This is a genomic window from Patulibacter sp. NPDC049589, assembly GCF_040675535.1.
Taxonomy (GTDB): domain Bacteria; phylum Actinomycetota; class Thermoleophilia; order Solirubrobacterales; family Solirubrobacteraceae; genus Patulibacter.
Genome location: NZ_JBFAPC010000045.1, coordinates 1 through 23,301, shown reverse-complemented (window position 1 = coordinate 23,301; position 23,301 = coordinate 1). Strand labels below are relative to the sequence as shown.

Annotated in this window: 24 protein-coding genes; 15 read left to right on the top strand and 9 right to left on the bottom strand. The window is 74.4% G+C overall.

The window, feature by feature from the left end; genetic code table 11:
- Nucleotides 1–20 precede the first annotated feature (20 nt).
- Nucleotides 21–473 (top strand): dUTP diphosphatase, encoded by a 453-nt coding sequence (gene dut, locus AB0L40_RS10785; RefSeq protein WP_364353404.1) that lies wholly within the window; start codon nt 21–23, stop codon nt 471–473.
- A gap of 55 nt (nt 474–528) precedes the next feature.
- On the opposite strand, the gene AB0L40_RS10780 is transcribed toward dut, so the two are convergent.
- Nucleotides 529–2,055, bottom strand: a complete 1,527-nt coding sequence (locus AB0L40_RS10780) for an aromatic amino acid lyase (protein WP_364353401.1) — start codon at nt 2,053–2,055, stop codon at nt 529–531.
- A gap of 43 nt (nt 2,056–2,098) precedes the next feature.
- Between AB0L40_RS10780 and AB0L40_RS10775 the strand changes: the two genes are divergently transcribed.
- The 6 genes from AB0L40_RS10775 to AB0L40_RS10750 all read left to right on the top strand — a co-directional run bounded on the left by AB0L40_RS10775 (nt 2,099) and on the right by AB0L40_RS10750 (nt 7,508).
- On the top strand, nt 2,099–2,797 hold the full coding sequence (locus AB0L40_RS10775) for a helix-turn-helix domain-containing protein (RefSeq protein ID WP_364353398.1): 699 nt from the start codon (nt 2,099–2,101) through the stop codon (nt 2,795–2,797).
- On the top strand, nt 2,794–3,897 hold the full coding sequence (locus tag AB0L40_RS10770) for an ABC transporter ATP-binding protein (protein ID WP_364353395.1): 1,104 nt from the start codon (nt 2,794–2,796) through the stop codon (nt 3,895–3,897). The genes AB0L40_RS10775 and AB0L40_RS10770 overlap by 4 nt, the downstream gene beginning before the upstream one ends.
- A gap of 74 nt (nt 3,898–3,971) precedes the next feature.
- Complete coding sequence (locus AB0L40_RS10765; protein WP_364353442.1) at nt 3,972–4,592, top strand: ABC transporter permease; 621 nt, start codon at nt 3,972–3,974, stop codon at nt 4,590–4,592.
- The gene (locus AB0L40_RS10760; protein ID WP_364353393.1) at nt 4,556–5,356 is read left to right on the top strand and encodes an ABC transporter permease; all 801 of its coding nucleotides are present in this window, start codon (nt 4,556–4,558) and stop codon (nt 5,354–5,356) included. The genes AB0L40_RS10765 and AB0L40_RS10760 overlap by 37 nt, the downstream gene beginning before the upstream one ends.
- Nucleotides 5,357–5,440: 84 nt before the next feature.
- Complete coding sequence (locus tag AB0L40_RS10755) at nt 5,441–6,403, top strand: glycine betaine ABC transporter substrate-binding protein (protein WP_364353391.1); 963 nt, start codon at nt 5,441–5,443, stop codon at nt 6,401–6,403.
- A 148-nt stretch (nt 6,404–6,551) separates the two neighbouring features.
- The gene (locus AB0L40_RS10750; protein ID WP_364353388.1) at nt 6,552–7,508 is read left to right on the top strand and encodes a glycine betaine ABC transporter substrate-binding protein; all 957 of its coding nucleotides are present in this window, start codon (nt 6,552–6,554) and stop codon (nt 7,506–7,508) included.
- A 45-nt stretch (nt 7,509–7,553) separates the two neighbouring features.
- On the opposite strand, the gene AB0L40_RS10745 is transcribed toward AB0L40_RS10750, so the two are convergent.
- Nucleotides 7,554–8,327 (bottom strand): IclR family transcriptional regulator, encoded by a 774-nt coding sequence (locus AB0L40_RS10745; RefSeq protein ID WP_364353385.1) that lies wholly within the window; start codon nt 8,325–8,327, stop codon nt 7,554–7,556.
- Nucleotides 8,328–8,406: 79 nt separating this feature from the next.
- On the opposite strand from AB0L40_RS10745, the gene hutH reads away from it, so the two are divergent.
- The 5 genes from hutH to hutI all read left to right on the top strand — a co-directional run bounded on the left by hutH (nt 8,407) and on the right by hutI (nt 14,826).
- On the top strand, nt 8,407–9,966 hold the full coding sequence (gene hutH / locus AB0L40_RS10740; protein WP_364353382.1) for a histidine ammonia-lyase: 1,560 nt from the start codon (nt 8,407–8,409) through the stop codon (nt 9,964–9,966).
- On the top strand, nt 9,963–11,621 hold the full coding sequence (hutU, locus tag AB0L40_RS10735; RefSeq protein WP_364353379.1) for a urocanate hydratase: 1,659 nt from the start codon (nt 9,963–9,965) through the stop codon (nt 11,619–11,621). Before hutH ends, hutU begins: the two co-directional genes overlap by 4 nt.
- A gap of 10 nt (nt 11,622–11,631) precedes the next feature.
- Complete coding sequence (gene def / locus AB0L40_RS10730) at nt 11,632–12,204, top strand: peptide deformylase (protein ID WP_364353376.1); 573 nt, start codon at nt 11,632–11,634, stop codon at nt 12,202–12,204.
- A 91-nt stretch (nt 12,205–12,295) separates the two neighbouring features.
- A complete protein-coding gene (locus AB0L40_RS10725) occupies nt 12,296–13,567 on the top strand; it encodes a formimidoylglutamate deiminase (RefSeq protein ID WP_364353373.1) in 1,272 nt (423 codons plus the stop codon).
- Nucleotides 13,564–14,826, top strand: a complete 1,263-nt coding sequence (gene hutI, locus AB0L40_RS10720) for an imidazolonepropionase (RefSeq protein WP_364353370.1) — start codon at nt 13,564–13,566, stop codon at nt 14,824–14,826. Before AB0L40_RS10725 ends, hutI begins: the two co-directional genes overlap by 4 nt.
- Before the next feature lie 78 nt (nt 14,827–14,904).
- Here hutI and AB0L40_RS10715 read toward each other — a convergent pair whose 3' ends face one another.
- From AB0L40_RS10715 to AB0L40_RS10700, 4 genes are read right to left on the bottom strand one after another with little or no spacing between them, the layout of a single operon-like run.
- The gene (locus AB0L40_RS10715; protein WP_364353367.1) at nt 14,905–15,627 is read right to left on the bottom strand and encodes a glutamine amidotransferase; all 723 of its coding nucleotides are present in this window, start codon (nt 15,625–15,627) and stop codon (nt 14,905–14,907) included.
- On the bottom strand, nt 15,620–16,438 hold the full coding sequence (locus AB0L40_RS10710) for a class I SAM-dependent methyltransferase (protein WP_364353364.1): 819 nt from the start codon (nt 16,436–16,438) through the stop codon (nt 15,620–15,622). The genes AB0L40_RS10715 and AB0L40_RS10710 overlap by 8 nt, the downstream gene beginning before the upstream one ends.
- Entirely contained in the window at nt 16,435–17,871 is a 1,437-nt protein-coding gene (locus tag AB0L40_RS10705) for a MurT ligase domain-containing protein (RefSeq protein ID WP_364353361.1), read from the bottom strand. The genes AB0L40_RS10710 and AB0L40_RS10705 overlap by 4 nt, the downstream gene beginning before the upstream one ends.
- Nucleotides 17,868–18,902: a diacylglycerol kinase family protein gene (locus AB0L40_RS10700; RefSeq protein WP_364353358.1), complete on the bottom strand. Its 1,035-nt coding sequence runs from the start codon at nt 18,900–18,902 to the stop codon at nt 17,868–17,870. Before AB0L40_RS10700 ends, AB0L40_RS10705 begins: the two co-directional genes overlap by 4 nt.
- 116 nt (nt 18,903–19,018) lie before the next feature.
- Here AB0L40_RS10700 and AB0L40_RS10695 point away from each other — a divergent pair, with 116 nt between their 5' ends.
- The gene (locus AB0L40_RS10695; RefSeq protein WP_364353355.1) at nt 19,019–19,771 is read left to right on the top strand and encodes a peptidylprolyl isomerase; all 753 of its coding nucleotides are present in this window, start codon (nt 19,019–19,021) and stop codon (nt 19,769–19,771) included.
- A gap of 49 nt (nt 19,772–19,820) precedes the next feature.
- Here the strand turns inward: AB0L40_RS10695 and AB0L40_RS10690 are convergent, their stop codons facing one another.
- Nucleotides 19,821–20,387 (bottom strand): GNAT family N-acetyltransferase, encoded by a 567-nt coding sequence (locus AB0L40_RS10690; RefSeq protein ID WP_364353353.1) that lies wholly within the window; start codon nt 20,385–20,387, stop codon nt 19,821–19,823.
- Between the two features lie 143 nt (nt 20,388–20,530).
- On the bottom strand, nt 20,531–21,187 hold the full coding sequence (locus AB0L40_RS10685) for a hypothetical protein (protein WP_364353350.1): 657 nt from the start codon (nt 21,185–21,187) through the stop codon (nt 20,531–20,533).
- Nucleotides 21,188–21,290: 103 nt separating this feature from the next.
- Between AB0L40_RS10685 and AB0L40_RS10680 the strand changes: the two genes are divergently transcribed.
- A complete protein-coding gene (locus AB0L40_RS10680) occupies nt 21,291–22,391 on the top strand; it encodes a metallophosphoesterase (protein WP_364353347.1) in 1,101 nt (366 codons plus the stop codon).
- 63 nt (nt 22,392–22,454) lie between these two features.
- Here the strand turns inward: AB0L40_RS10680 and mscL are convergent, their stop codons facing one another.
- Nucleotides 22,455–22,838 carry a large conductance mechanosensitive channel protein MscL gene (gene mscL, locus AB0L40_RS10675; RefSeq protein ID WP_364353344.1) on the bottom strand — a complete coding sequence of 128 codons (384 nt, stop codon included), beginning with the start codon at nt 22,836–22,838 and terminating at the stop codon, nt 22,455–22,457.
- A 147-nt stretch (nt 22,839–22,985) separates the two neighbouring features.
- Between mscL and AB0L40_RS10670 the strand changes: the two genes are divergently transcribed.
- The coding region (locus AB0L40_RS10670) for a J domain-containing protein (protein WP_364353341.1) at nt 22,986–23,301 on the top strand (316 nt) is incomplete at its 3' end.

Genomic DNA, 23,301 nt, shown 5'->3' with positions numbered 1-23,301 from the left:
CCTCTGCGATCCTGCGCGGCGTGTTCACGCCTCCCACCGTGCCCCCGCTCGCCGTCCGCCGCCTGCGGCCGGACGCCGTCCTGCCCGTGCGCCAGCACCCGGGCGACGCGGGCCTGGACCTCTGCTGCGTGGAGGCGGTCCGCCTCGGCCCGGGGCAGCGCACGAGCGTCCCGACGGGCCTGGCCGTCGCCATCCCCGAGGGATTCGCCGGGTTCGTGACGCCGCGGTCGGGCCTCGCCGCCCGCCACGGCCTGACGATGGTCAACACCCCGGGCATCGTCGACGCCGGGTACCGGGGCGAGCTCGAGGTCCTGCTGCTGAACACCGACCGCGAGGCGACGTTCGAGGCCGCTCCCGGCGAGCGCATCGCGCAGCTGCTGATCGTCCCCGTCTCGCTGCCGGAGGTCCAGGAGACCGACGCCCTCGACGAGACGGCGCGCGGCGCCGGCGGCTTCGGGTCGACCGGCCGCTGACGCGCCCTCGTCCGCGACGCAGGCCGAGGGTCGCCCGAAGACCGGCGGAGCACCTCTACGCCGACGGGCCGCGGCCGCCCGCCGACGGGAGCGGAACGAGGTCGTCGAGCAGGAGCTCCGCGGAGGCGATGTCGGCCGTCAGGTCGCGATCCTCCATCTCGGGGTCCAGGACGTCCGCCGCCCTCCCCACCCCGGTCAGCGCCTCGGGGAGCCTCCCGCCCTTCAGCCGGATCGCGCGCACCGCGGCCACCAGCTCCCCGGCCAGCGCCGTCCGGTAGAGCCCGACCGCCTGCAGGACCTTCACCGCCGCGAGCGACGCGAAGCTCGCGTCCTCCTCGACCCCGCGCGACAGCGTCACGCTCTGCAGGCTCGCGGGGGTCGCGAGGAGTCCGGCCACCGCGGAGGCCGTGACGTACTCGACGATCATGATCCCGGACGCCCCCGGCGTGCCGTCGCCGAGGAACGCCGGCAGGCCGGTCAGCGCGGGCTCGGTGAGCATCTTCAGCCGGGCGAGGGACAGCTGGGCCGACTGCGCGGCGGCCAGCGCCACCGCGTCGAGCGCCTGGGCGAGGTAGGCGGCGTGGAAGCCGCCGTGGTGCGCCATCCCGATCTCCGGCGACAGCACCGGGTTCTCGGACGGCGCGTTGGCCATCAGCACGATCACCCGCTCCAGGGCGGTGAGGCCGTCGAAGAACACCCCGTGGACCTGCGGCAGCACGCGCAGGCCGAACGGATCCTGGATCCGGGTCGGTTGCGCGTGCCCGTCCACCAGCGACCGGAACGCCGCGCAGACGCGCTGCGCCCCGGGGAACGGCGTCACGTGCTCCACGGCCTCGGAGAACGCCTCGCCGTTGCCGTCGACCCCGACGAACGTCAGCGCCGCCACGACGAGCGCCGCGTCGGCGAGCCGCTGCAGCTCGGCCAGCGCCAGGGCGGCGTCGGCGATCGCCGCGGCGTTGCTGCTGATGAACGGCAGCGCGTCGGAGATCTGGAACCGGAAGCGCGGCGTCGATCCGACCGGCAGCTCGCCCTGCAGCGTCAGCGCGGTCACCGCCAGCGCGGAGAGGTCTCCCGTGCCGATGCTGCCGTGCTCTCGCACCGGCGGCAGCGCACCGGACTCCAGCAGCCCCACCACGGCGTCGAGCAGCGCCGGATCGGCGCCGCTGCCACCCGCCGCGAGCTGGTTGAGGCGCACCAGCAGCATGGCCCGGACCCGCCGGGGCGAGCGGAGCGGCCCGGCCGACGTGGCGTGGCTGCGCAGCAGCGCCGCCGCCGTGTGGCCCGAGTCGCCGGCGACCAACGGGATGTTGCGGTTGGCGCCCACGCCGGTCGAGCGGCCGTAGATGGGGCGCTCCAGCGCGGTGCGATGGGCGAACGCGCTGGATCCTGCGGCCGCGGCGCGCGCCGACTCGGCGATCTGGAGCCCCTGCGGTCCCGTGGCGCCCTCGGCGCCCACCCGCGCGATGTCGGCGACGGTCAGGCTCAACCCATCGATGACGATCAACGGTGCTCCAGGGTGGTGGACGAGTGCGTGGACGGCGTATTGCGCGTTGGCCCGGAGCGTGGAAGGATCCCGCTCCATGGCAAGACGTTTCTACACCATGGAAGGCGGGTAGGACCCAGCCATGACGGCGACGGCCACCGCGGGAACCACCCGCACCGTCGACCGGGCCCTGGCGCTGCTCGCCGAGGTCTGCGCCGAGGACTCGATCGGGCTGTCCGAGTGCGCACGCCGGGCCCGGCTGCCACCGAGCACGGCGCTGCGGCTCCTGCGGACGCTGGAGGGCTCCGGCTTCGTGACCCGCGACGACGCGGGCAACTTCCGGGCCGGATCCCGGCTGATCCAGCTCGGCGCGCTCGCGCTCGGCCGCCAGAGCCTCGTCCGGATCGCCGAGACGGCGCTGCACCGGCTGGTCGGCGCCACCGGCGAGTCGGCGTACCTGAGCATCGCCGGGCCGGACGACACCGCGATCTACATCGCCATGGTCGAGGGGACCCACGCGGTGCGCCACACCAGCTGGGTCGGCCGGTCCTTCCCGACGGCGAACCTCGCGGTCGGGAAGGCGCTGGCCGGCGACGTGCCGGCGACCGGCTACGTCGCCGAGCGCGATCGCCTCGAGCCGGACGTCACCGCGATCGTCGCGCCGATCCTGCGACCGGGCGGGGTCGCGGCGGCGATGAGCCTCCTCGGACCCAGTTATCGGATCGACAATCCGACTTTGCATCGCTACGGTGCGATCCTCGCCGGCGAAGCACGCACCTTGAGCAGGCAACTGGGCTCGGCTCCGCCGGCCGACACCACAGGACAGGAGACCGGCACGTGATCCGGTTTGACGCGGTAACCAAGCGCTACCCGGACGGCACGGTCGCCGTCGACGCCCTGGAGCTGGTCGCGGCCTCGGGGCAGATCACCGTCCTGGTCGGCCCGTCCGGCTGTGGGAAGACCACGAGCCTGCGGATGATCAACCGGATGATCGAGCCGACCTCCGGCACGATCTGGCTGGACGACAGCGACACCGCCTCGATGGCGACGCACGAGCTGCGGCGCCGGATCGGCTACGTCATCCAGCACGCCGGGCTGTTCCCGCACCGGACGATCGTGGACAACATCGCGACCGTGCCGTACCTGCTCGGGACGGACAAGAAGGAGGCCCGCAGGACGGCGCTCGAGCTCCTCGAGCGCGTCGGGCTGCCGGCGCACTTCGCCAAGCGCTACCCGGCCCAGCTGTCCGGCGGGCAGCAGCAGCGCGTCGGCGTCGCCCGCGCGCTGGCCGCCGACCCGCCGGTGATGCTGATGGACGAGCCGTTCAGCGCGGTCGACCCGGTCGTGCGCGATCAGCTGCAGGACGAGTTCCTGCGCCTGCAGCAGGAGCTCGGCAAGACGATCGTGTTCGTCACGCACGACATCGACGAGGCCATCAAGCTCGGCGACCAGGTCGCGGTGCTGCGGGTCGGCGGCCACCTGGCGCAGCTCGCCACGCCGGCCGAGCTCCTCAGCCGCCCGGTCGACGCGTTCGTCGCCGGCTTCGTCGGCCGCGACCGCGGCTACCGCGCGCTCGGCTTCGCGACCGCGGGCACCCTGTCGACGCACGGCGAGCCGACCGTCGCCCTCGGGGCGCCGATCCCGGCCGGCAGCGACACCGACGACTGGCTGCTGGCCGTCGACGGTGCCGGGGCCCCGCAGGGCTGGCTCGACCTGGGGGCGAGCTTCCCGGCCGGCAGCACCGTCATCGACGAGCTGCTCTACCGCGGCGGGACCCTGGCCACGCAGGGCGGCACCCTGCGGGGCGCGCTGGACGCCTGCCTGTCCTCGCCGTCCGGCCGTGGCGTCGTGGTCGACGACGGCGGCGCGCTCGTCGGCACGGTGACCGCGCGGGAGGTCCTCGCGCTGATCGAGGCCCGTCAGCCGGAGCGCCAGCCGTGACCGCCCTGGCCGACAGCTCCAGCTCGTCGCCGCTGCACTTCGTCGGCTACTTCTTCGACCACAGCAGCGAGGACCTGCGCCTGCTCTGGTCCCACGCCTGGCTGTCGGTCGTGCCGGTCGTGGTCGGGCTGCTGATCGCGCTCCCCCTGGGGTGGGTCGCCCGCCGCTACCGCTGGACCTACCCGCCGATCATCTCGATCACCGGCCTGCTCTACACGATCCCGTCGATCGCCCTCTTCGTGCTGGTCCCACCGTTGTTGGGCCTGGACACGCTCGACCCGCTGCAGGTGCCGATCGCCCTGACCGTCTACTCGGTCGCGCTGCTCGTCCGGGTCGTGGCCGACGGCCTGGCCTCGGTGCCCGACGACACGGTGCAGGCCGCCACGGCGCTCGGCTTCCGGCCGCTCGAGCGGTTCTTCAAGGTCGAGCTGCCGATCGCGGTCCCCGTCATCGCCGCCGGCCTGCGGGTCGCCGTGGTCTCCAACGTCAGCATCGTCGCGGTGGCCGGCACCATCGGCATGTCGAACCTCGGCCAGCTCTTCACCCAGGGGTTCCAGCTCTCCACGCCGGACGCCTACTACCCGCCGATCGTGCTGGGCATCGTCCTCTGCGTCCTGCTGGCGATCGTCCTGGACCTCGCGGTGATCGGCCTCAACCGGTGGCTCACCCCCTGGCGACGGGCGGTCCGCTCGTGATCGCCGACGTGATCAGCTGGCTGACGGACTCGTCGCACTGGACCGACACCAAGTTCGACACCGGCATCCTGACCCAACTGCTGGCCCACATCCGGTTCTGCGGGATCGCCCTGGCGATCTCCCTGCTGATCGCGCTGCCCCTCGGCCTGTTCATCGGGCACACGGGGCGGTTCAGCTGGCTGATCGCCGGCGCGAACGCCCTGCGCGCGCTGCCCACGGTCGGCGTCCTCGTCCTGCTCACCGTGATCATCTCGCCGCACTTCCAGGGGCGCACCGACACCGGCTTCCTGATCCCGACCGAGATCGTCCTGGTCCTCCTCGCCGTCCCGCCGATCCTGGCGAACACCTTCGCGGGGGTGCAGAACGTCGACCCGGGCGTCCGGGACGCCGCGTCCGGGATGGGCATGACCGGACCGCAGGTGCTCCTCCGGGTCGAGCTCCCGATCAGCCTGCCGCTGATCTTCTCCGGGGTCCGCAGCGCCGCCCTCCAGCTGATCGCCACGGCGACCGTCGCCTCCTACCTCCCGCTCGGCGGCCTCGGCCGCTTCATCTACGACGGCCTGGCCCAGCAGGACTACCCGCAGATGATCGGCGGGGGCGTCCTGGTGGCGGCCCTGGCCCTGGTCACCGACCTCGTGCTGGCGACGATCCAGCGCTACGTCGTGTCCCGCGGCGTCACCGGGCGGTTCTCCACGGAGCAGGTCGCCGCCGGGCCGGACTCACGGCTCGCCGCCGTCACCGAGGCGGACGGGGCCCATGCCTGACCCCTGCCGCGACGCGCCGTCCCGGGCGGGGGCGCACCCGAGGACACCGACCTTCCACCGCAGCAACGACCACAAGGAACGAACATGACCACCAGGATCCTGGCCACCGGCGCCGCAGCCGCCGTCCTCGCTCTCGGCGTGTCCGCGTGCGGCTCGAGCAGCTCCGACGACAGCCCCAGCACGCAAGGTTCGTCCTCGGCGTCCTCCGAGACCATCGCGAGCACCTTCATCTTCGGCGGTGCGGCCGAGTTCAAGACCCGCGCCGACGGCCTCGCCGGGCTGCAGAAGAACTACGGCGTCGACTTCGGGAAGTTCAAGGTCACCGACACCGGCGGGCCGGTCACGGTGAACGCACTGAAGAACGGCCAGGTCGACGCCGCGAACATCTTCAGCACCGATCCGGCGATCAAGGCGAACGACTTCGTGATCCTCGCCGACCCGAAGAGCAACTTCGCGGCGCAGGACGTCCTGCCGATCATCAACAAGGCCAAGGCGACGGACGGCGTGAAGACGACCCTGAACGGCGTCTCGGCGAAGCTGACCACGTCCGGCCTGAGCGACCTGGTGTCGAAGGTGCAGGTCGACAAGCAGGACCCCGACGCCGTCGCGAAGGGGTGGCTGTCGGCCAACGGCCTGTCCGCGACCGGCTCGTCCGCCAAGGGCACGAAGCTCACCGTCGGCTCGGCGAACTTCCCGGAGAACGTCGTCCTCGCCGAGATCTACGCCGAGGCCCTGAAGGCCCAGGGCGCGACGATCAAGACCAAGCTGAACATCGGCAGCCGCGAGAAGTACTACCCGGCCCTCAAGAGCGGCTCGCTGGACCTCTTCCCCGAGTACAGCGGCACCATCCTGACCTACCTCGACAAGAACGCGACGGCGTCCAAGCCCGACGACGTCTACACGGCGCTGAAGGCCGCGCTGCCGTCCAACCTGATCGCGCTGGACAAGTCCGACGCGCAGGACAGCGACACCGTGGTGGTCACGAAGGCCACCGCCGACAAGTTCGGCCTGCAGTCGATCGGGGACCTGGCCAAGCCCGCCAAGTGACCCCGTCGCCGGCGCGCCGCACCTCCAGGGGCGCGCCGGCACCGGCTTCCGGAGCCCGACCGCCGTCGTCCTCTTCATCCCACCGTTCGTGGCCACCACCTCCCGGCGACCACGCCTTCCGCAGTCCCAACCACCCCATGGAGCACCGATGAACACCAGGATCCTGGCGACCACCGCGGTAGCCGCCGCCCTCGCCCTCGGCGTGTCCGCTTGCGGCTCGAGCGACTCCGACGACAGCACCAGCAGCTCGTCCTCGAGCTCGACCACGACCATCGCGAGCAAGCTGATCATGGGCGGTCCGCCCGAGTTCAAGACCCGGGCCGACGGCCTCCCCGGTCTGCAGAAGAACTACGGCGTGTCGTTCGGCAAGTACACCGTCACCGACACCGGCGGACCGGTCACCGTCAACGCGCTGAAGAACGGCCAGATCGAGGCGGCCGACCTCTTCACGACCGACCCGTCGATCGCCGCGAACAAGTTCGTGATCCTCGCCGACCCGAAGAACAACTTCGCGGCGCAGGACGTGCTGCCGATCATCAACAAGGCCAAGGTCACCGACGGCGTCGAGACGGTCCTCAACGGCATCTCGGCCAAGCTGACGACCACCGGCCTCGGCGACCTCGTGTCGAAGGTGCAGGTCGACAAGCAGGACCCCGACGCCGTGGCGAAGGGGTGGCTGTCCGCCAACGGCCTGTCCGCCACCGGCTCGTCGGCGAAGGGGACCAAGCTGACCGTCGGCTCGGCGAACTTCCCGGAGAACGTCGTCCTCGCCGAGATCTACGCCGAGGCCCTGAAGGCCCAGGGCGCGACGATCAAGACCAAGCTGAACATCGGCAGCCGGGAGAAGTACTACCCGGCCCTGAAGAGCGGCTCGCTCGACCTGTTCCCGGAGTACAGCGGCACGATCCTGACCTACCTCGACAAGAACGCCACGGCGACGTCGTCCGACGACGTCTACACGGCGCTGAAGGCCGCGCTGCCGTCGAACCTGGTCGCGCTGGAGAAGTCCGCCGCCCAGGACAGCGACGCCATCGTCGTCACCCAGGCCACGGCCGACAAGTACGGCCTGAAGACGATCGCGGACCTGGCCAAGCCCGCCGAGTAGTCCGGCTCCGACGAGACCCCGGAGCGGGCCCTGGGTGCGTGACCCTCAGGGCCCGTCGGCCCGGCCGATGAGGCCGCGCGAGATGTGCCCCGCCGCCCGGATCGTGCTGGCGGCGAGGGCCGCGCGGGTCTCGGGGCTCCGCACCTCGCGCTCCCGGTAGGTGAGCGCGACGGCCGCGACCGGGTGGCCGCGGTGATCGAGGACCGCCGCCGCGACCGAGGCGAAGCCCTCCGTCACCGAGCCCTGCTCGGTCGCGAACCCGTCCTGGCGCACGCGGACCAGCTCCCGCCGGAGCTCGGTCAGCGACCGAGGGCCCCGGCCCTCCCGGAGGACGAGCGCCGCCCGCGAGGGGTAGAGCGCACCGACCTGCGCAGGGGACAGGCCCGCGAGCATCGCCAGGCCGCTGGCCGTCAGCTGGGCGGGCAGGCGCACGCCGACGTCGGTGACCAGGCTCGGGCGTCCGGGGGCGCGCTCCTCGATGACGTAGAGGACGTCGGTGCCGTGAAGGACCGCGAAGTGGCCGTTGTGGCCGGTCGCCGTGACCATCCGGGCCAGCGCAGGGGCGGCGACGCGCCGCAGCGGCTCCTGACGCGCGTAGGCCGAGCCGAGCTCGAAGGCCGCGACCCCCAGCCCGTAGCGGCGCTCCGCCGGCAGGTGGACGACGAACCCCTCCTCGCGCAGGACCGAGAGCACGTGGTAGACGGTCGAGCGGGGCAGCTCGAGCTCCCGGGCGATCGCGCTGGCGGGCATCGGCGCCGCGTGAGCGGCCAGCAGACGGAGGAGGCGCAGCGCGTGCCGCGCGGCGGGGGCGTTCGCCACCGGGGGACTGTCTCAGATACGAGACACAAGCGCGACCAGTCGCTGGTCGGCGCGGCCCCGATCGCCTTGAATAGCCCGGGTGAGCACCGAGCAGCACGTCGTCGTCGGCCGCGGACCGCTGTCCCCCGACGACGTCGTCCGGGTCGCCCGGCACGGGGCGGGCGTCGTGCTCGAGGACGGAGCCCTCGCCGCGATCGCGTCATCGCGGACGGTCATCGAGGCGCTCGCCGCCGACGCGACCCCGCACTACGGCGTGTCGACCGGGTTCGGCGCGCTGGCCACGCGCCACATCCCGGAGGACCGCCGCGCGGACCTGCAGCGCTCGTTGATCCGCAGCCACGCGGCGGGGTCGGGGCCGGAGGTCGAGACCGAGGTGGTGCGGGCGCTCATGCTCCTGCGGCTCTCCACCCTGGCCACCGGCCGGACCGGGGTGCGGCCGGTCGTCGCCGAGACCTACGCCGCGCTGCTCTCGTCGCACGTCACGCCGGTGGTCCACGAGCACGGCTCGCTCGGGTGCTCCGGCGACCTGGCGCCGCTCGCGCACTGCGCGCTCGCGCTGATGGGCGAGGGTCCGGTGCGCGACGCCGACGGGGTGCTCCGCGACGCGGCGGACGCGCTGGGCGCCGCCGGGATCGCGCCCGTCGTCCTGCGCGAGAAGGAGGGCCTGGCCCTCATCAACGGGACCGACGGGATGCTCGCCATGCTGCTCCTGGCGATCCACGACCTGCGCGAGCTGCTGGTCGTCGCGGACGTCACGGCGGCCATAAGCGTCGAGGGCCTGCTCGGCACCGACCGCGTGTTCGCCGCGGACCTGCAGGCGCTGCGCCCGCAGGCCGGCCAGGCGGTCTCGGCCGCCAACATGCGCGCGGTCCTGGCGGACAGCCCGATCGTCGCGAGCCACCGCGGGCCCGAGGACACGCGGGTCCAGGACGCCTACTCGCTGCGCTGCGCGCCGCAGGTGGCCGGGGCCGCGCGGGACACGGTCGAGCACGCCGCGGTGGTCGCGTCCCGCGAGCTGGCCGCCGCGATCGACAACCCGGTCGTCACGGCCGACGGCCGTGTGGAGTCCAACGGGAACTTCCACGGCGCGCCGGTCGCCTACGTCCTGGACTTCCTGGCGATCGTCGCCGCGGACGTCGCGTCGATCGCGGAGCGGCGGACCGACCGCTTCCTCGACGCCTCGCGCAACGCGGGCCTGCCCGCCTTCCTCGCCGACAGCCCCGGGGTCGACTCCGGCCTGATGATCGCCCAGTACACGCAGGCGGCGATCGTCTCCGAGCTGAAGCGGCTGGCCGTGCCGGCCTCGTTCGACTCGATCCCCTCCTCGGCGATGCAGGAGGACCACGTGTCGATGGGCTGGTCGGCGGCGCGCAAGCTCCGCCGCACCGTCGACGGCCTGACCCGCGTGCTGGCGATCGAGCTCCTGACCGCCGCACGCGGCATCGAGCTGCGGGCGCCGCTGGTTCCCGGGCCCGCCTCCGCCGCCGTGATCGACGCGCTGCGCGCCACCGTCCCGGGCCCCGGGCCCGACCGCTTCCTCGCCCCCGAGATCGACGCCGCGGTGGCGTTCGTCGCCAGCGGACACGTCCGCCGTGCCGCCGAGACCGCCACCGGCTCCCTGACCCTGGAGACCCGATGACCACGCCGTCCCGCCACCCGATCCACGCCCCGCGCGGGAACGAGCTGTCCTGCGTCTCCTGGCCGCAGGAGGCCGCGATGCGGATGCTCATGAACAACCTCGACCCGGAGGTCGCCGAGCGCCCCGAGGACCTCGTCGTCTACGGCGGCACCGGGCGCGCCGCGCGCTCGTGGGAGGCGTACGACGCGATCATCCGGACGCTGAAGACGCTCGCCGACGACGAGACGCTCCTGGTCCAGTCGGGCAAGCCGGTCGGCGTCTTCCGCACCAACGAGTGGGCCCCGCGGGTCCTCCTGGCCAACTCCAACCTCGTCCCGGACTGGGCGACCTGGGACGAGTTCCGCCGGCTGGAGGAACTGGGCCTGACGATGTACGGCCAGATGACCGCCGGGTCCTGGATCTACATCGGGACCCAGGGGATCCTGCAGGGCACCTACGAGTGCCTCGCGGAGATCGCGCGGCGCAACCACGACGGCTCGCTCGCCGGCACGATCACGCTGACCGCGGGGCTCGGCGGCATGGGCGGCGCGCAGCCGCTGGCGGTGACCCTCAACGACGGCGTAGCGCTGTGCGTCGAGGTCGACGAGGCACGCCTCCAGCGCCGGATCGAGGAGCGCTACCTCGACGAGCAGGCGAGCACCCTGGAGGACGCCGTCGCGCGCTGCATCGCCGCCAAGGCGGAGCGCCGGCCGCTGTCGGTCGGTCTCGTCGGGAACGCCGCGACCGTCTTCCCGCAGCTGCTGAGGCTGGGCTTCCCGGCCGACATCGTCACCGATCAGACCAGCGCCCACGACCCGCTCGACGGCTACGTCCCCGACACCGTGGACGACCCCGACGCGTTGCGCGCCGCGGACCCCGACGAGTACGTCGTCCGATCCCGTCGCGCGATGGCCGCGCACTGCGCCGCGATGGTCGGGTTCCAGGACACCGGGTCCGAGGTCTTCGACTACGGCAACTCCCTCCGGGCGGAGGCGAAGCTCGGCGGCTTCGAGCGCGCCTTCGACTACCCGGGCTTCGTCCCGGCCTACGTGCGGCCGCTGTTCGCCGAGGGCCGGGGCCCGTTCCGGTGGGTCGCGCTGTCCGGTGACCCGGCGGACATCGCCGCGACCGACCGCGCGGTGCTGGAGGAGTTCCCGGACGACAAGGAGCTCGCCCGCTGGATCACCGCCGCCGGCGAGCACGTCGCCTTCCAGGGCCTGCCCGCCCGCATCTGTTGGCTCGGCTACGGCGAGCGGCACCGCCTGGCGCTGCGGTTCAACGCGATGGTCGCCTCCGGCGAGCTGTCGGCCCCGATCGTGATCGGCCGTGACCACCTGGACTCCGGCTCGGTCGCCTCGCCCTACCGCGAGACCGAGGGCATGCTCGACGGCTCCGACGCGATCGCAGACTGGCCGCTGCTGAACGCCCTCGTCGGCACCGCGTCCGGCGCCACGTGGGTGTCGCTGCACCACGGCGGCGGCGTCGGGATCGGACGCTCGATCCACAGCGGGATCGTCTGCGTCGCCGACGGGACCGAGCTGGCCGCGCAGAAGCTCGAGCGCGCGCTCACCAACGACCCCGGGATGGGCGTGATCCGGCACGCGGACGCGGGCTACGAGCGGGCGCTGGAGGTCGCGCGGGAGCGCGGCGTGCGGATCCCGATGGCGGAGGGCTAGGACCGTGTCGGTGCTGCCCATCGTCGCGGTCGGCGACCCGGTCCTGCGCGAGCGCGCCCGCGAGGTCACGCCCGAAGAGCTCGCCTCTCCGGCGTTCCAGCGGTTCGTCGACGACCTCGTCGACACCATGCGGGCGGCCGGCGGCGCGGGCCTGGCCGCCAACCAGGTCGGCGACCTCCGCCGCGTCGCGGTGATCGAGGTCCGCCCGAACCACCCGCGCTACCCCTACAAGCCGGAGATCCCGCTCACGGTCATCGTCAACCCCACGCTCGAGCCGGTCGGCGAGGAGACGTTCGCGATCAACGAGGGCTGCCTCTCGGTGCCGGACCTGCGCGGCGACGTCGACCGCGCGGTCGCGGTGCAGGTCTCGTGGCTGGACCGCGACGGCGTGCCGCACGACGAGATGCGGCGCGGCCTGACCGCCGGGACGTTCCAGCACGAGGTCGACCACCTCGACGGCATCGTGTTCCTGGACCGCGTGCGCGACCCGACGACGTTCTCGACCTGGGCGCAGTTCGACGCGCACCGTAGGGCGGCGTTCGTCGAACGGGCCGAGGCGCTGACCGCGCGGGTCGGCTCGTGAGCTCCTCGGTCGTAGATCCCGAGCTCGCGGGTCGGCTCGTGAGCTCCTCGGTCGTGGGGCGTGGCGTCGGCTCGATCGCCCGGGTGCGATCGTGAGCTCGGCGCAGCGCTACTGGTGCGAGCGCGCGTGGGTCGACGGCGAGGTCTCGGCCGGGCCCGTCGCGCTCGACGTCGCCGGCGGTCGCATCACCGCGGTCGCGCCCGGCGCCGCGGAGGCGGGCGCGGGCGACGAGGTCCTCCGCGGCCTCACGATCCCGGGCCTGGCGAACGCCCACTCGCACGCCTTCCAGCGGGCGCTGCGCGGCCACACGCAGACCGGCACCGGCTCGTTCTGGACGTGGCGCGAGCAGATGTACGCGCTGGCCACGACGCTGGACCCCGACCGCCTCTTCCGGATCGCGCGTGCGGCCTTCGCCGAGATGGCGCTCGCCGGGATCACGGTCGTCGGCGAGTTCCACTACGTCCACCACGCGCCCGACGGCCGGCCGTACGCCGACCCGAACGAGACCGGCCGCGCGATGATCGCCGCCGCCGCCGAGGCCGGGATCCGCATCACGCTGCTGGACGCCTGCTACCTGCACGGCGGGATCGACCGCTTCCGCGACGCCGACGTCCACTCCTGGGCGGAGCGCGTCTCCGCCCTCGCCGACGACGACCTCGCCCGCATCGGCGCGGCGATCCACTCGATCCGCGCGGTCGACCCCGACGAGGCCGCGGTCGTGGCGGCGTGGGCCGGGACGCGCCCGCTGCACGCCCACGTCTCCGAGCAGCCGGCGGAGAACGAGGACTGCCTCGCGCGGCACGGCGGCACCCCGACCCAGGTGCTGCCGGTCTCCGACACCTTCACCGCTGTCCACGCGACCCACCTCACGGACGCCGACGTCGCCCGACTGGGCGCCGCCACCGTCTGCCTCTGCCCGACGACCGAGCGCGACCTGGCCGACGGCGTGGGCCCCGCACGGCGGCTGGCCGACGCCGGCGCCCGCCTGGCGGTGGGCAGCGACTCGCACGCGGTCATCGACCTCTTCGAGGAGGCCCGCGCGATCGAGCTCGACGAGCGCCTCGTCACCGGCGTCCGCGGGCACCACGCCGCGGCGTCGCTGCTGGAGGCCACGTCGGGCGGGGGCTACGGGTGCCTCGGGTGGGAGGACGGCGGCCGGATCGGCGTCGGCGCCCTCGCGGACTTCGCGACCGTGGCCCTCGACTCCGTTCGCACCGCGGGCACGCCGCCGGAGGCCCTCGTGTTCAGCGCCGGCGCGGCCGACGTCCGCGACGTCGTCGTCGGCGGCCGGCGCGTCGTGCGGAACGGCGCGCACGTGTCCATCGACGTGGCGCGCGAGCTGGGGGAGGCGATCGCCCGATGACGCCGCACGCCGAGCCTCCGGGCGCCGGGTCGCCGGACTCCGGGACACCGGACTCCGGGACGCCGGGCCCCGCGACACCCCCCACCGCGACGCCACGCTCCCTCGTCGTCGACCGCATCGGGCTGCTCGTCTCGAACGACCCCGAGGTCGGCGAGCGCAGCGACGTCGCCCTGGTCCTCGAGGACGGCGTCGTGGCGGCGGTGCTCGACGCCGGGAGCACCGTCGCCGCCGACGCGCGCCTGGACGCCGCCGGCTGCTGCGTCGTGCCGGGCTTCGTCGACTCCCACACCCACCTGGTGTTCGCGGGCGACCGGGGCGACGAGTTCGCCGCGCGGATGGCCGGCGCGCCGTACGTCGCCGGCGGCATCAACGTGACGACCGACGCGACCCGCGCGGCGAGCACCGACGAGCTGACCGCGCTGGCGCGGGCGCGGCTGGCCGAGGCGCGCCGGTGCGGCATCACCCACCTGGAGATCAAGTCCGGGTACGGCCTCGACGTCGCGACGGAGCGCCGGATCTGCGAGGCCGCCGCCGCGCTGACCGACGACGTCACCTTCCTCGGCGCCCACCTCGTGCCCCGCGAGTGGGCCGACCGGCCGGATGCCTACGTCGACCTCGTCTGCGGCGAGATGCTCGACGCCTGCGCGCCGTCCGCCCGCTGGATCGACGTCTTCTGCGAGGAAGGAGCCTTCGACCCGGAGCAGTCGCGCCGCGTCCTGGAGGCCGGCCGGGCGGCCGGGCTCGGGCTCCGCGTGCACGGCAACCAGCTCGGCTTCGGGGAGGGCGTGCGGCTCGCCTGCGAGCTCGGCGCGGCGTCCGTCGACCACTGCACCTACCTGACCGACGCCGACGTCGACGCGCTCGCCGCGTCCGACACCGTGGCGACGCTGCTGCCGGCCACCGACTTCTCGACCCGGCAGCCGTACCCGGACGCGCGGCGGCTGCTCGACGCCGGCGCGCGGGTCGCGATCGCGACGAACACCAACCCGGGCTCGAGCTACACGTCGTCGATGGCGTTCTGCCTCGCCCTCGCGGTGCGCGACATGGGCATGACGGTCGCGGAGGCCCTGACCGCCGCGACCCTCGGTGGCGCCCGGGCGCTGCGCCGCGCCGACGTCGGCCACCTCGGCCTCGGGGCCCGCGCCGACGCGGTCGTCCTCGACGCCCCGTCGCCGACGCACCTGGTCTACCGCCCGGGCATGGACCTGATCGCGCACACGGTCGTGCGCGGGGAGGTGACGCCCTCGCGGGCGTCGTAGGGACAGGCGAGCCCCGCGCCGGCGACCGGCCGATCGCGGCCGCCGCCGACGACGCGCCCCCCGGCCGCGGGAACGCCGCTACACGCCGGCGGCGTGCCGCGCGCTCGCGTGCGCGGCGTCCTCGAGCCGGTCGTCCAGCGGCGGCAGGTCCGCGGCGTCGACGCCGAGCGCCGACGCGATCAGCTCGTCGGCGAACCACGCGTTCTTCGGCAGCAGCGGCCCGTGCAGGTAGGTGCCGACGACGTTGCCCGTCCGCGCGCCCTCGAAGCCGGAGGACCCGGTGTTGCCGTGCCCGGCGAGGACCCGCCCGAGCGGCTCCTGGCCGGGGCCGAGGATCGTCCGGCCGCCGTGGTTCTCGAAGCCCGCGAGCGTCCGGCCGTCGACCTCGATGGCGACGTTGCCGATCAGCCGCCCCTCGCCGCGCTCGGTGTGGAGGTCCAGCAGTCCCACGCCCGGGAGCGTCACGCCGGGCTCCAGCGCGTAGTGGTGCCCGAGCAGCTGGTAGCCGCCGCAGACCGCGAGGATCGCCCCGCCGCGCGCCGCATGCGCGTGGACGGCGTCCTGCTTGACGGTCGTCAGGTCGACGGCGCAGAGCTGCTGGTCGCGATCCTGGCCGCCGCCGAGGTAGAGCAGGTCGTGGGCGTCGGGGTCCAGCTCGTCGCCGATCGTCGACCGCGTCAGTTCGAAGCCGATGCCGCGCCACGCGCAGCGCCGCTCGAGCATCAGCAGGTTGCCGCGGTCGGCGTAGATGTTCAGCAGGTCGGGGTAGAGCGCGGCGATGCGCAGCGCGCCGTCAGACACCGAACATCACCACGCGGCTGCCGACGTGCTCCTCGGTCGCGACGACCTCGCGGGCGGGCAGGACCCGCAGGCCGACGGCGCGGCCCTCGTCCTCGAGCCCGTCGGCGTCGAGGACGTCCAGGACGGTGCGGTCGCTCGAGACCCGGCGGTCGCCGACGGGGGTGACGATCTCCCGCACGCGGTCCAGCACGATCCGGCCGTCGTCGACGGTGACGCCGACGGGGCGGCTCGCGTAGACGGTGCCGCCGTGGTCCTTCATGTCGGGCGCGAGGTGCGCGGCCTCGTCGGCCCCGAACGGCTCGACGTCCTCGACGATCGCGATCGCCGCCACGCCGCCGGGCGCGAGGTGCTCGCGGATCCCCTGCAGCAGCGCCGCGCGGCCCGTGGGGCCGTCGAGCAGCTGGACGGTCTGCATCGGCGCGACGATCAGGGCGAAGCGCTCGCCGAGCCGGAGCTCGCGGGCGTCGCTGACCGCCGCCGCCGCGGACAGGTGCCGCAGCGCCGCCCGGCGGCGGAGCTCCGCGCAGAAGACCGGGTCGACGTCGACGCCCAGGACGCGGTGACCGCGCGAGGACAGGTCGAGCGATACGCGCCCCGTCCCGCTGCCGAGGTCGAGGACCCGCGTCGCCGCCTCGCCGCCGGTGGCCAGCTGCTCGTCGGCCAGCGTGCGCCAGAGCGCGAGGTCGGCCTTGTAGCCGCCGCACTCGAGGTCGTGCCAGCGGATGTGGTCGAGGTCGGGGTCGACCGCCTCGGGCTGCCCCGCACCGACGGACGCCGGGGGGCCGGTGGCGAGGTCGCGGGCGCCGCTCATGCGAACGATCCCTTCGCGGCGCCGCGGCGGACGAGCTCCTCGCGGAGCTCCAGCATCGCGGTGTAGGTCGGGATCGCGTGGATCGGCACGGCGGGGTCCTCCGGGGCGGCGGCCAGGGCGTGGTCGAGGGCGGCGGCCACGCCGTCGGTGACGACGGCGATCCGGGACGACGCGACCCCGGCGTACTTCCAGCGGACGGCCATCTCGGCCGCGCGCGTCCCGCCGCAGGTCACGTGGCGGACGCGTCCGGCGATCGCCTCGAGGTCCGCGTCCCACACCCAGGAGACGTCGCGGCCGTCGGCGATCCGGTCGTTGAGGATGGCCAGCAGGTCGAGCTCGCCGTCCGCGAGCGCCAGGGTGCGGGCGACCTCGTTCGCACCGGCGGGGTTCTTGACGAGCAGCAGCTGCAGCTCGCGGTCCTCGACCCGGACCGTCTCGGCGCGCCCGAAGGCGGCGGCGGTCGAGGTCAGGCCCGCGGCGATCGTCGCGGCCGGCACCCCGAGGGCGTGGGTGAGCGCCGCCGCGCCGAGCGCGTTGTAGACGTTGTAGAGGCCCGGCAGGTGCAGGTCCACGGTGACCGTCGCGTCCGGCAGGCGCAGGTCGACCGTCGAGCCGCGGGTGCCGTGCAGGACGACGCGCTCGGCGGTGATCTGCGGGGTCGGGCGGCGGTGGCCGCAGGACGGGCACGCGTAGTGGCCGAGGTGCCCGACGAACGACGCGGTGTACACGTACGACGCGCCGCAGACGCGGCACGTGGTGGCGTCGGACGCGTGGTCGGCGACGCCGCGGGCGACCGCGACGTCCTGCACGCCGAAGTAGAGGACGTCGTCGCGCTCGATGCCGAGGTCGGCGACGGCGGGGTCGTCGGCACCGAGGACGAGCCGGAAGCCCGCTTCGCCGGTCGACGCGGTGCGCGCCGCGTCGTCAGCGACGATCTCGTGCCAGCGGTCGGCGATCGCCTCGAGCTCGCCGTAGCGGTCCAGCTGGTCCCGGAAGAGGTTCGCCAGCAGGACGACCCGCGGACGCAGCGACCGGACGAGACCGTCGAGCCAGAACTCGTCGACCTCGAAGAGCCCCAGCGCGCCGGTCGGCCGGCCGTGGCGCCAGGAGCCGAGCAGCGACGCGGCGATGCCGCCGGCCATGTTCGCGCCCTGCCGGTTGTGGACCAGCGTGGTGCCGTGCTGCTCGAGGATCGACGCCACCAGGGCCGCGGTCGTCGTCTTGCCGTTCGTGGCGCTGAGGACGACGGAGCCCTCGTCCAGGCGGTCCGACATGCGCGCGATCGCGTCGGGACGCATGCGGGTCAGGACCTTGCCGGGCAGGCTCGTGCCGCCCTTGCCGGCCAGGCGGGCCGCGCGGCCGGCCAGGCGCGCCGTGGCGACCGCCGCCGACAGGGGGACGCCGGTGCGGGGCGAGACGGCGGGGGCGCTCACGCGGCCACCCCGGCGGGCCGGTCGACGCCCGGGCGGAGGCCACCGGTGGCCGGCACGATCATCCGCAGCGACGCCGGGCGCGTCGAGATCTCGAGCGGCAGGATCCCGACGGGGTCGCCGTCGGCGTAGGCCACCAGCGGCCCGTCCGCCTCGACGCGCAGCGTGCGGGCGTGCGAGACCTCGACGTGCGGGGCGCGGACGTGGGTGCCGCGGAAGACGCGGGGGAGGAAGCGCAGGATCCGCAGGCGGTCGCGCCAGTCGCAGCGGTCCGGGCGTCCGCGGTGGGGGACGAGGACGACGTCGAGCACGCCGTCTCCGACCGAGGCGTGGGGCGCCATGTGCATCCCCCCACCGTAGGCCCCCGCGTTGGCGACCGCGAGCAGGAGGACGGGTGTCGACCGCTCTACACCGTCCGCGGTCAGGCGCAGGGGCACGGGCCGCAGGCCGGCCAGCGCACCGACGGCGCCCCAGACGTAGACGAGCCCACCGAGCGCGCCGGGCGCCGCGTTGGCGATCCGGTTGGCCTCCGCGTCGAAGCCGACGGAGACGATCGAGAGGAACGTCCGCTCAGCACCCGTGGCGTCGCGGACGAGGCCCGTGTCGAACACCGCCTCGATGCCGTCGACCAGGGCCTCGGTGGCGACGACCGGGTCGGTCGGCAGGCCGAGGAAGCGCGCGAAGTCGTTGCCACGGCCGGCGGGGAGCAGGCCGACGACCGCGTCGTCGCGCAGGACGGCCCGCCCGGCGAGGATCCGCAGCATCCCGTCGCCGCCCACCGCGACCGCGGCGTCCCCGCGGTCGAAGGCGACGTCGGCCTCCTGCGCGGCGTGCTCGGCGTCGCGCGTCGAGACCGTCCGGACGCGGACCCCGCGCTGGGTCAGCCGGGCGGCCGCGACCGCCGCCGTACGCGCCCCGCGGCCTCCGCCGGCGGAGGGGTTGACCACCAGCGTGATCCGCCGCGAGCGCGCGTCGGGCGCGGGGGCGACCGGGGCGGAGCCACCGGGGGCGACGTCGGGGGTCCGTGAACGCACGCGGGAAGTATCGCGGGGACCCCGGACCTCCGTCGCGAGAGGCGGCCCCGGGAGCCCCCGCCCATCGGGGCCGCGCGAGCGCGTCGCCCCGTTCCGACGGGCTCTATGCTCCCGCCGTGGCCTTCTCGTCCTCCTCCTCCCGTCCGGCGACCGCAGGACGGCTCGTGGCGCTGCTCGCGGCCGCGGTGATCGTCCCCGGGCTCGCGGCCTGCGGCGACGACGTGACCACGACCGCCTCGACGGCCACCGACGCCCAGACGTCGACCACCGCCGGCGCCGCGCCGACGACGACGAGCGCCGCGGAAACCGGCACCTGCAAGACGGTCTCGCAGCCCGAGCCACGCAGCGGCGAGCCGGACCTGCCCGCCCCGAAGCCCGCGCGGTTGTCGGGTCGCTGGACGGTCACGATGACGACGAACTGCGGGTCGTTCACGATCCGCCTGGACACCAAACGCCAGCCGAAGACGACGGCGTCGTTCAAGTCCCTCGTCGCCGCGAAGTTCTACGACGGCCTCACCTTCCACCGGATCGTCGCCGACTACGTGATCCAGGGCGGGGACCCGGCGGGGGACGGCACCGGGGGCCCGGGCTACTCGGTCGAGGAGACCCCGCCCGCCGACGCGGCCTACACGCGCGGGATCGTCGCGATGGCCAAGGCACCTTCAGAGCCGAACGGCACGAGCGGGAGCCAGTTCTACGTCGTCACGGGCGCTGACACGGGGTTGCCGCCGGAGTATGCGATCGTCGGGACCGTCATCGCGGGCATGGACACCGTCGACCGGATCGCGGCGATCGGCTCGGGCGGGCCGCCGAACGACGTGGCCAACGCCCCGGTCGTGATCTCGAAGGCGACAGTCGCGAAGGGCTGAGTCCGGGCGACGGCGCGGTCCTGCCGGGCCCTCGGCGGCCGGCCGGACGTCAGGGCCTGCGCGGCACGCGCGGGCGGGCGATCCGCTCAGCGTGCTCCCAGCGCAGCTCGTAGAGCTGGCGGTCCCCGTCGTCCTGCACGACCCGCAGGCCGGCGGCACGGAGCACCTGATGGCTGGTCGGGTTGACGAGGTCGGTGTCCGCGCGGATGCCGCGCACGTCGGTCCGGGCGCGAAGCCACGGCACGAGGGCGCGGAGCATCTCCGTCGCGTAGCCGTTGCCGCGGCACGCGGGAGCGATGCCGAAGGTGATCATCGCGATGCGGTCGGCGTCCGGCGGCTCGAGGAAGGTCAGGTCGCCGACAACGACGTCCTGGGACGCGAGGATGATCTGGTACTGCGTCCAGGGGTCCTCGGCGAGCACCGGCACGACGGAGTCCGACGCGCGCTGGCGCTCCTGGACCATCGCCGCGGAGACGAGGCTCTCGTCCAGCGGGTAGCCCTCGGCCCAGATGCGGTCCGGGTCCTCCAGGCCCTGCAGCAGGGCGTCGAAGTCGCCCGAGCCCATGGGACGCACGACGAGCCGTTCCGTCCGGAGGATCCCGTCGCGATCGAGCACACCGCGAGGCTATAGGGCGCGGAGGACGCCGGGTGGAAACCCGCGCACACCGCGAGCAGGGACGCGCCCGGCCCGGGTCGTGGCCGCGCGAGGCCGGAGAGCGGGCCCGCCCGGAGGCGCGGGACGCGCCCGGCCGCGTGGCCTCAGCCGCGGCGGCGGGCGGCGCGGTTGGTGGGCTGGCGCTGCGCCGCGGTCTGCTCCGCGCGCTTCGCCTCGGCGTCGCGGGAGCGACGCCGGGCGAGGACGATCAGGACGCCGATGACGACCACCAGCGTGATCACGCCGAGCGAGATGTCCGAGGCGAGGCTGAGTCCCCCGAACGGGAGCGCGACGAGCGCGGCGAGGCCCGTGCCGATGGCGACGACGCCCAGCAGGATCACGAGGATCAGCAGGACGCCGCGCCAGCGCGGCCACGAGCCGGCGGACGCGGGCGGGACGAGCAGGCCGGACAGGCGCAGCAGGAACAGCTGGCGGCCGGTCGGGCCCTCCTGGCCGAGGCGCTGGGCCGCGGCGCGCAGGTCGCCGGAGCGGCGGTCGGCGAGCGCCAAGGCGGCCTCGGCCATGCGCCGGATCTGGGGGCGCTCCTGGGGGCGGGCGGAGGCGATGGCCTCCTGGAAGTACTTGCGGGCCGTGGCGGCGTCGTAGCGCTCCGCGGCGCGGCTGCCGAGGATCGCCCGGGCGGCCGAGCGGTTCTTGCTCTCGCGCAGGAGGTCCGCGTCGGACCGCTGCTCGAGCTCCTGCATCGCCGCGAGCCCTCCGCGTTGCTCGATGCGCATCTGACGCTGCTGCTGCTTGGCCATCTGCACGCGATGGTACTCCGAGGGGCGCCCCGCCGCCGGTCCGCGGGCCGCGAACCGCACGCCGGGGTGGCCGGAGCCCCGCGTGCGGCATGCTTGATCGCCGATGCGGACCCTCGTCATCTCCGACCTGCACCTCGGCGGACGGGGTGGACGGGACGTGTTGCGGCGCCCGGCGGCGCTCGAGGCGCTGCTCGACGCCCTGGACGACGTCGACCGCCTGGTGCTGCTCGGCGACGTCGTCGAGCTCCTCGAGGGCCGGACGGCCGGGGCGCTGGCCGACAGCCTGCCGACGCTGCGCCGGCTGGGGGAGGCGATGGCCGGGCGAGAGGTCGTCGTCGTGCCCGGCAACCACGACCACCTGCTGATCCGCGCCTGGCTGCGCCGGCGTCGCACCGACGAGCAGCCGCTCGGGGCCGCGACGCGGGTGCCGCGCGACGCGACGGCACCACTGGCCGAGCTGACCACCGCGCTGCGGCCGAAGGGCGGCCGGATCCGCGTGCACTACCCGGGCACGTGGCTGGGCCCGCACGTCTACGCCCACCACGGCCACTACCTCGACACGCGGCTGACCTCGACGCCGATCCAGAAGCTGCTGCAGCGCGCGAACGCGTCGTCGACCGACGAGCTCGGGCCGGCCGACGCCTACGAGCTGGCGCGGGCGCCGTCCGTGGCCGCGGCGTCGCTCGTGATCCGCGACCTGCCGGACGGCTTCGAGGAGGGCGTCGAGCGGCTCGGCGGCCTGGCGCGGGCGCTCGGCAAGTCGGTCCTGGGCCGCGACGGCGTCCAGACCGCGGCGGCGCAGGCCCGCAACGAGCGGATCGCCGCCGTCGGCTCGGTCTGGCTGGACCGGCGGCTGGAGCGCGCCGGGCTCGCGAGCCTCCTGCGCGTCGTCGACGACCTCGGCGTCCTGCCGCGCGCCCACCACGTGCTGTTCGGGCACGTGCACCGGCTGGGGCCGCTCACCCGCGAGGAGGCCCTCGGCCCGTGGCACCCGGACGAGGACGGCCCGTGGCTGTGGAACAGCGGCTCGTGGGTCTACGAGCCGCTGCTGGTGAAGTCGACCGACACCGACAGCCCGTACTGGCCGGGCGGGGCGCTGCTGCTGCAGGACGACCGCACCCCTCAGGTGCTGCGCCTGCTGCGGGACGTGCCGCTGTCCGCGCTGCAGCCGCCGCCCGCCCTGGACGGCGGCGACCCGGCCTAGCGCCGGGACCCGCGGGTCCCGGTACGCCCCGCCTGGCCGGCGGAGCGACGCCGGGGCCGGTCGCTACGGGCGCGGCCGCGGCGCCGCCAGGGCGTCGCGGATCTCGGTCAACAGCAGGACCTCCTGCGTCGGACCCGCGGTGTTCTCCTCGGCCTTGCGGCCGGCCGTCACGCGCTGGATCGCGCGGACGATGAAGAAGAGCACCGTGCCGATGATCACGAAGTTCAGGGACACCGTGATGAAGGTGCCGATCCTGAGCGGCGTGTCGCCGAGGTTGATGACGATGTCGTTGAAGTCGGGCTTGCCGACGATCGCGGCGATGATCGGCATGAGGATGTCGTCGACGAGCGACTTGACGACGAGCCCGAACGCGGTGGCGAGGATGAACGCCACCGCGACGTCGATCAGGCTGTCCTTGAAGAGGAACTTCTTGAGGTCTTGGAGCACGGGGCCTCCGGGGACGGGGCGGCGCTCCGCGGGGTATCGCGGCAGCGCCAGGATGGGGTCGGGTGGGGCTTCGCCGCGCGCGGTAGCGATCCTCCACGGTCGCTCCGACGGCGGGACCGGCGGGTGGTTCGTGCGACGATGGGCGACGTGGCCGTACCGTCCGGCGTCGATCCGCACGAGGTCCTCGGCATCGCGGCCGGGGCCGCTCCCGCCGACGTCACGGCCGCCTACCGACGTCTGGCCAAGCGCTGGCACCCCGACCACCTGCCGTCGGCAGAGGCCGCCGACCGGATGGCGCTGATCAACGCCGCGTACGACGAGCTGCGGGCCGCCGGCGACCCCGCCCCGCCGTCGCAGCGCCGCCCGCCGCCGGGCGGCGGAGCATCCGAAGCGGACGCTCGCACCTTCCGGGGGCGACTCGCAGCCATGGTGCCCCAACAGGCGATCCGTTGCGGGATGGCCG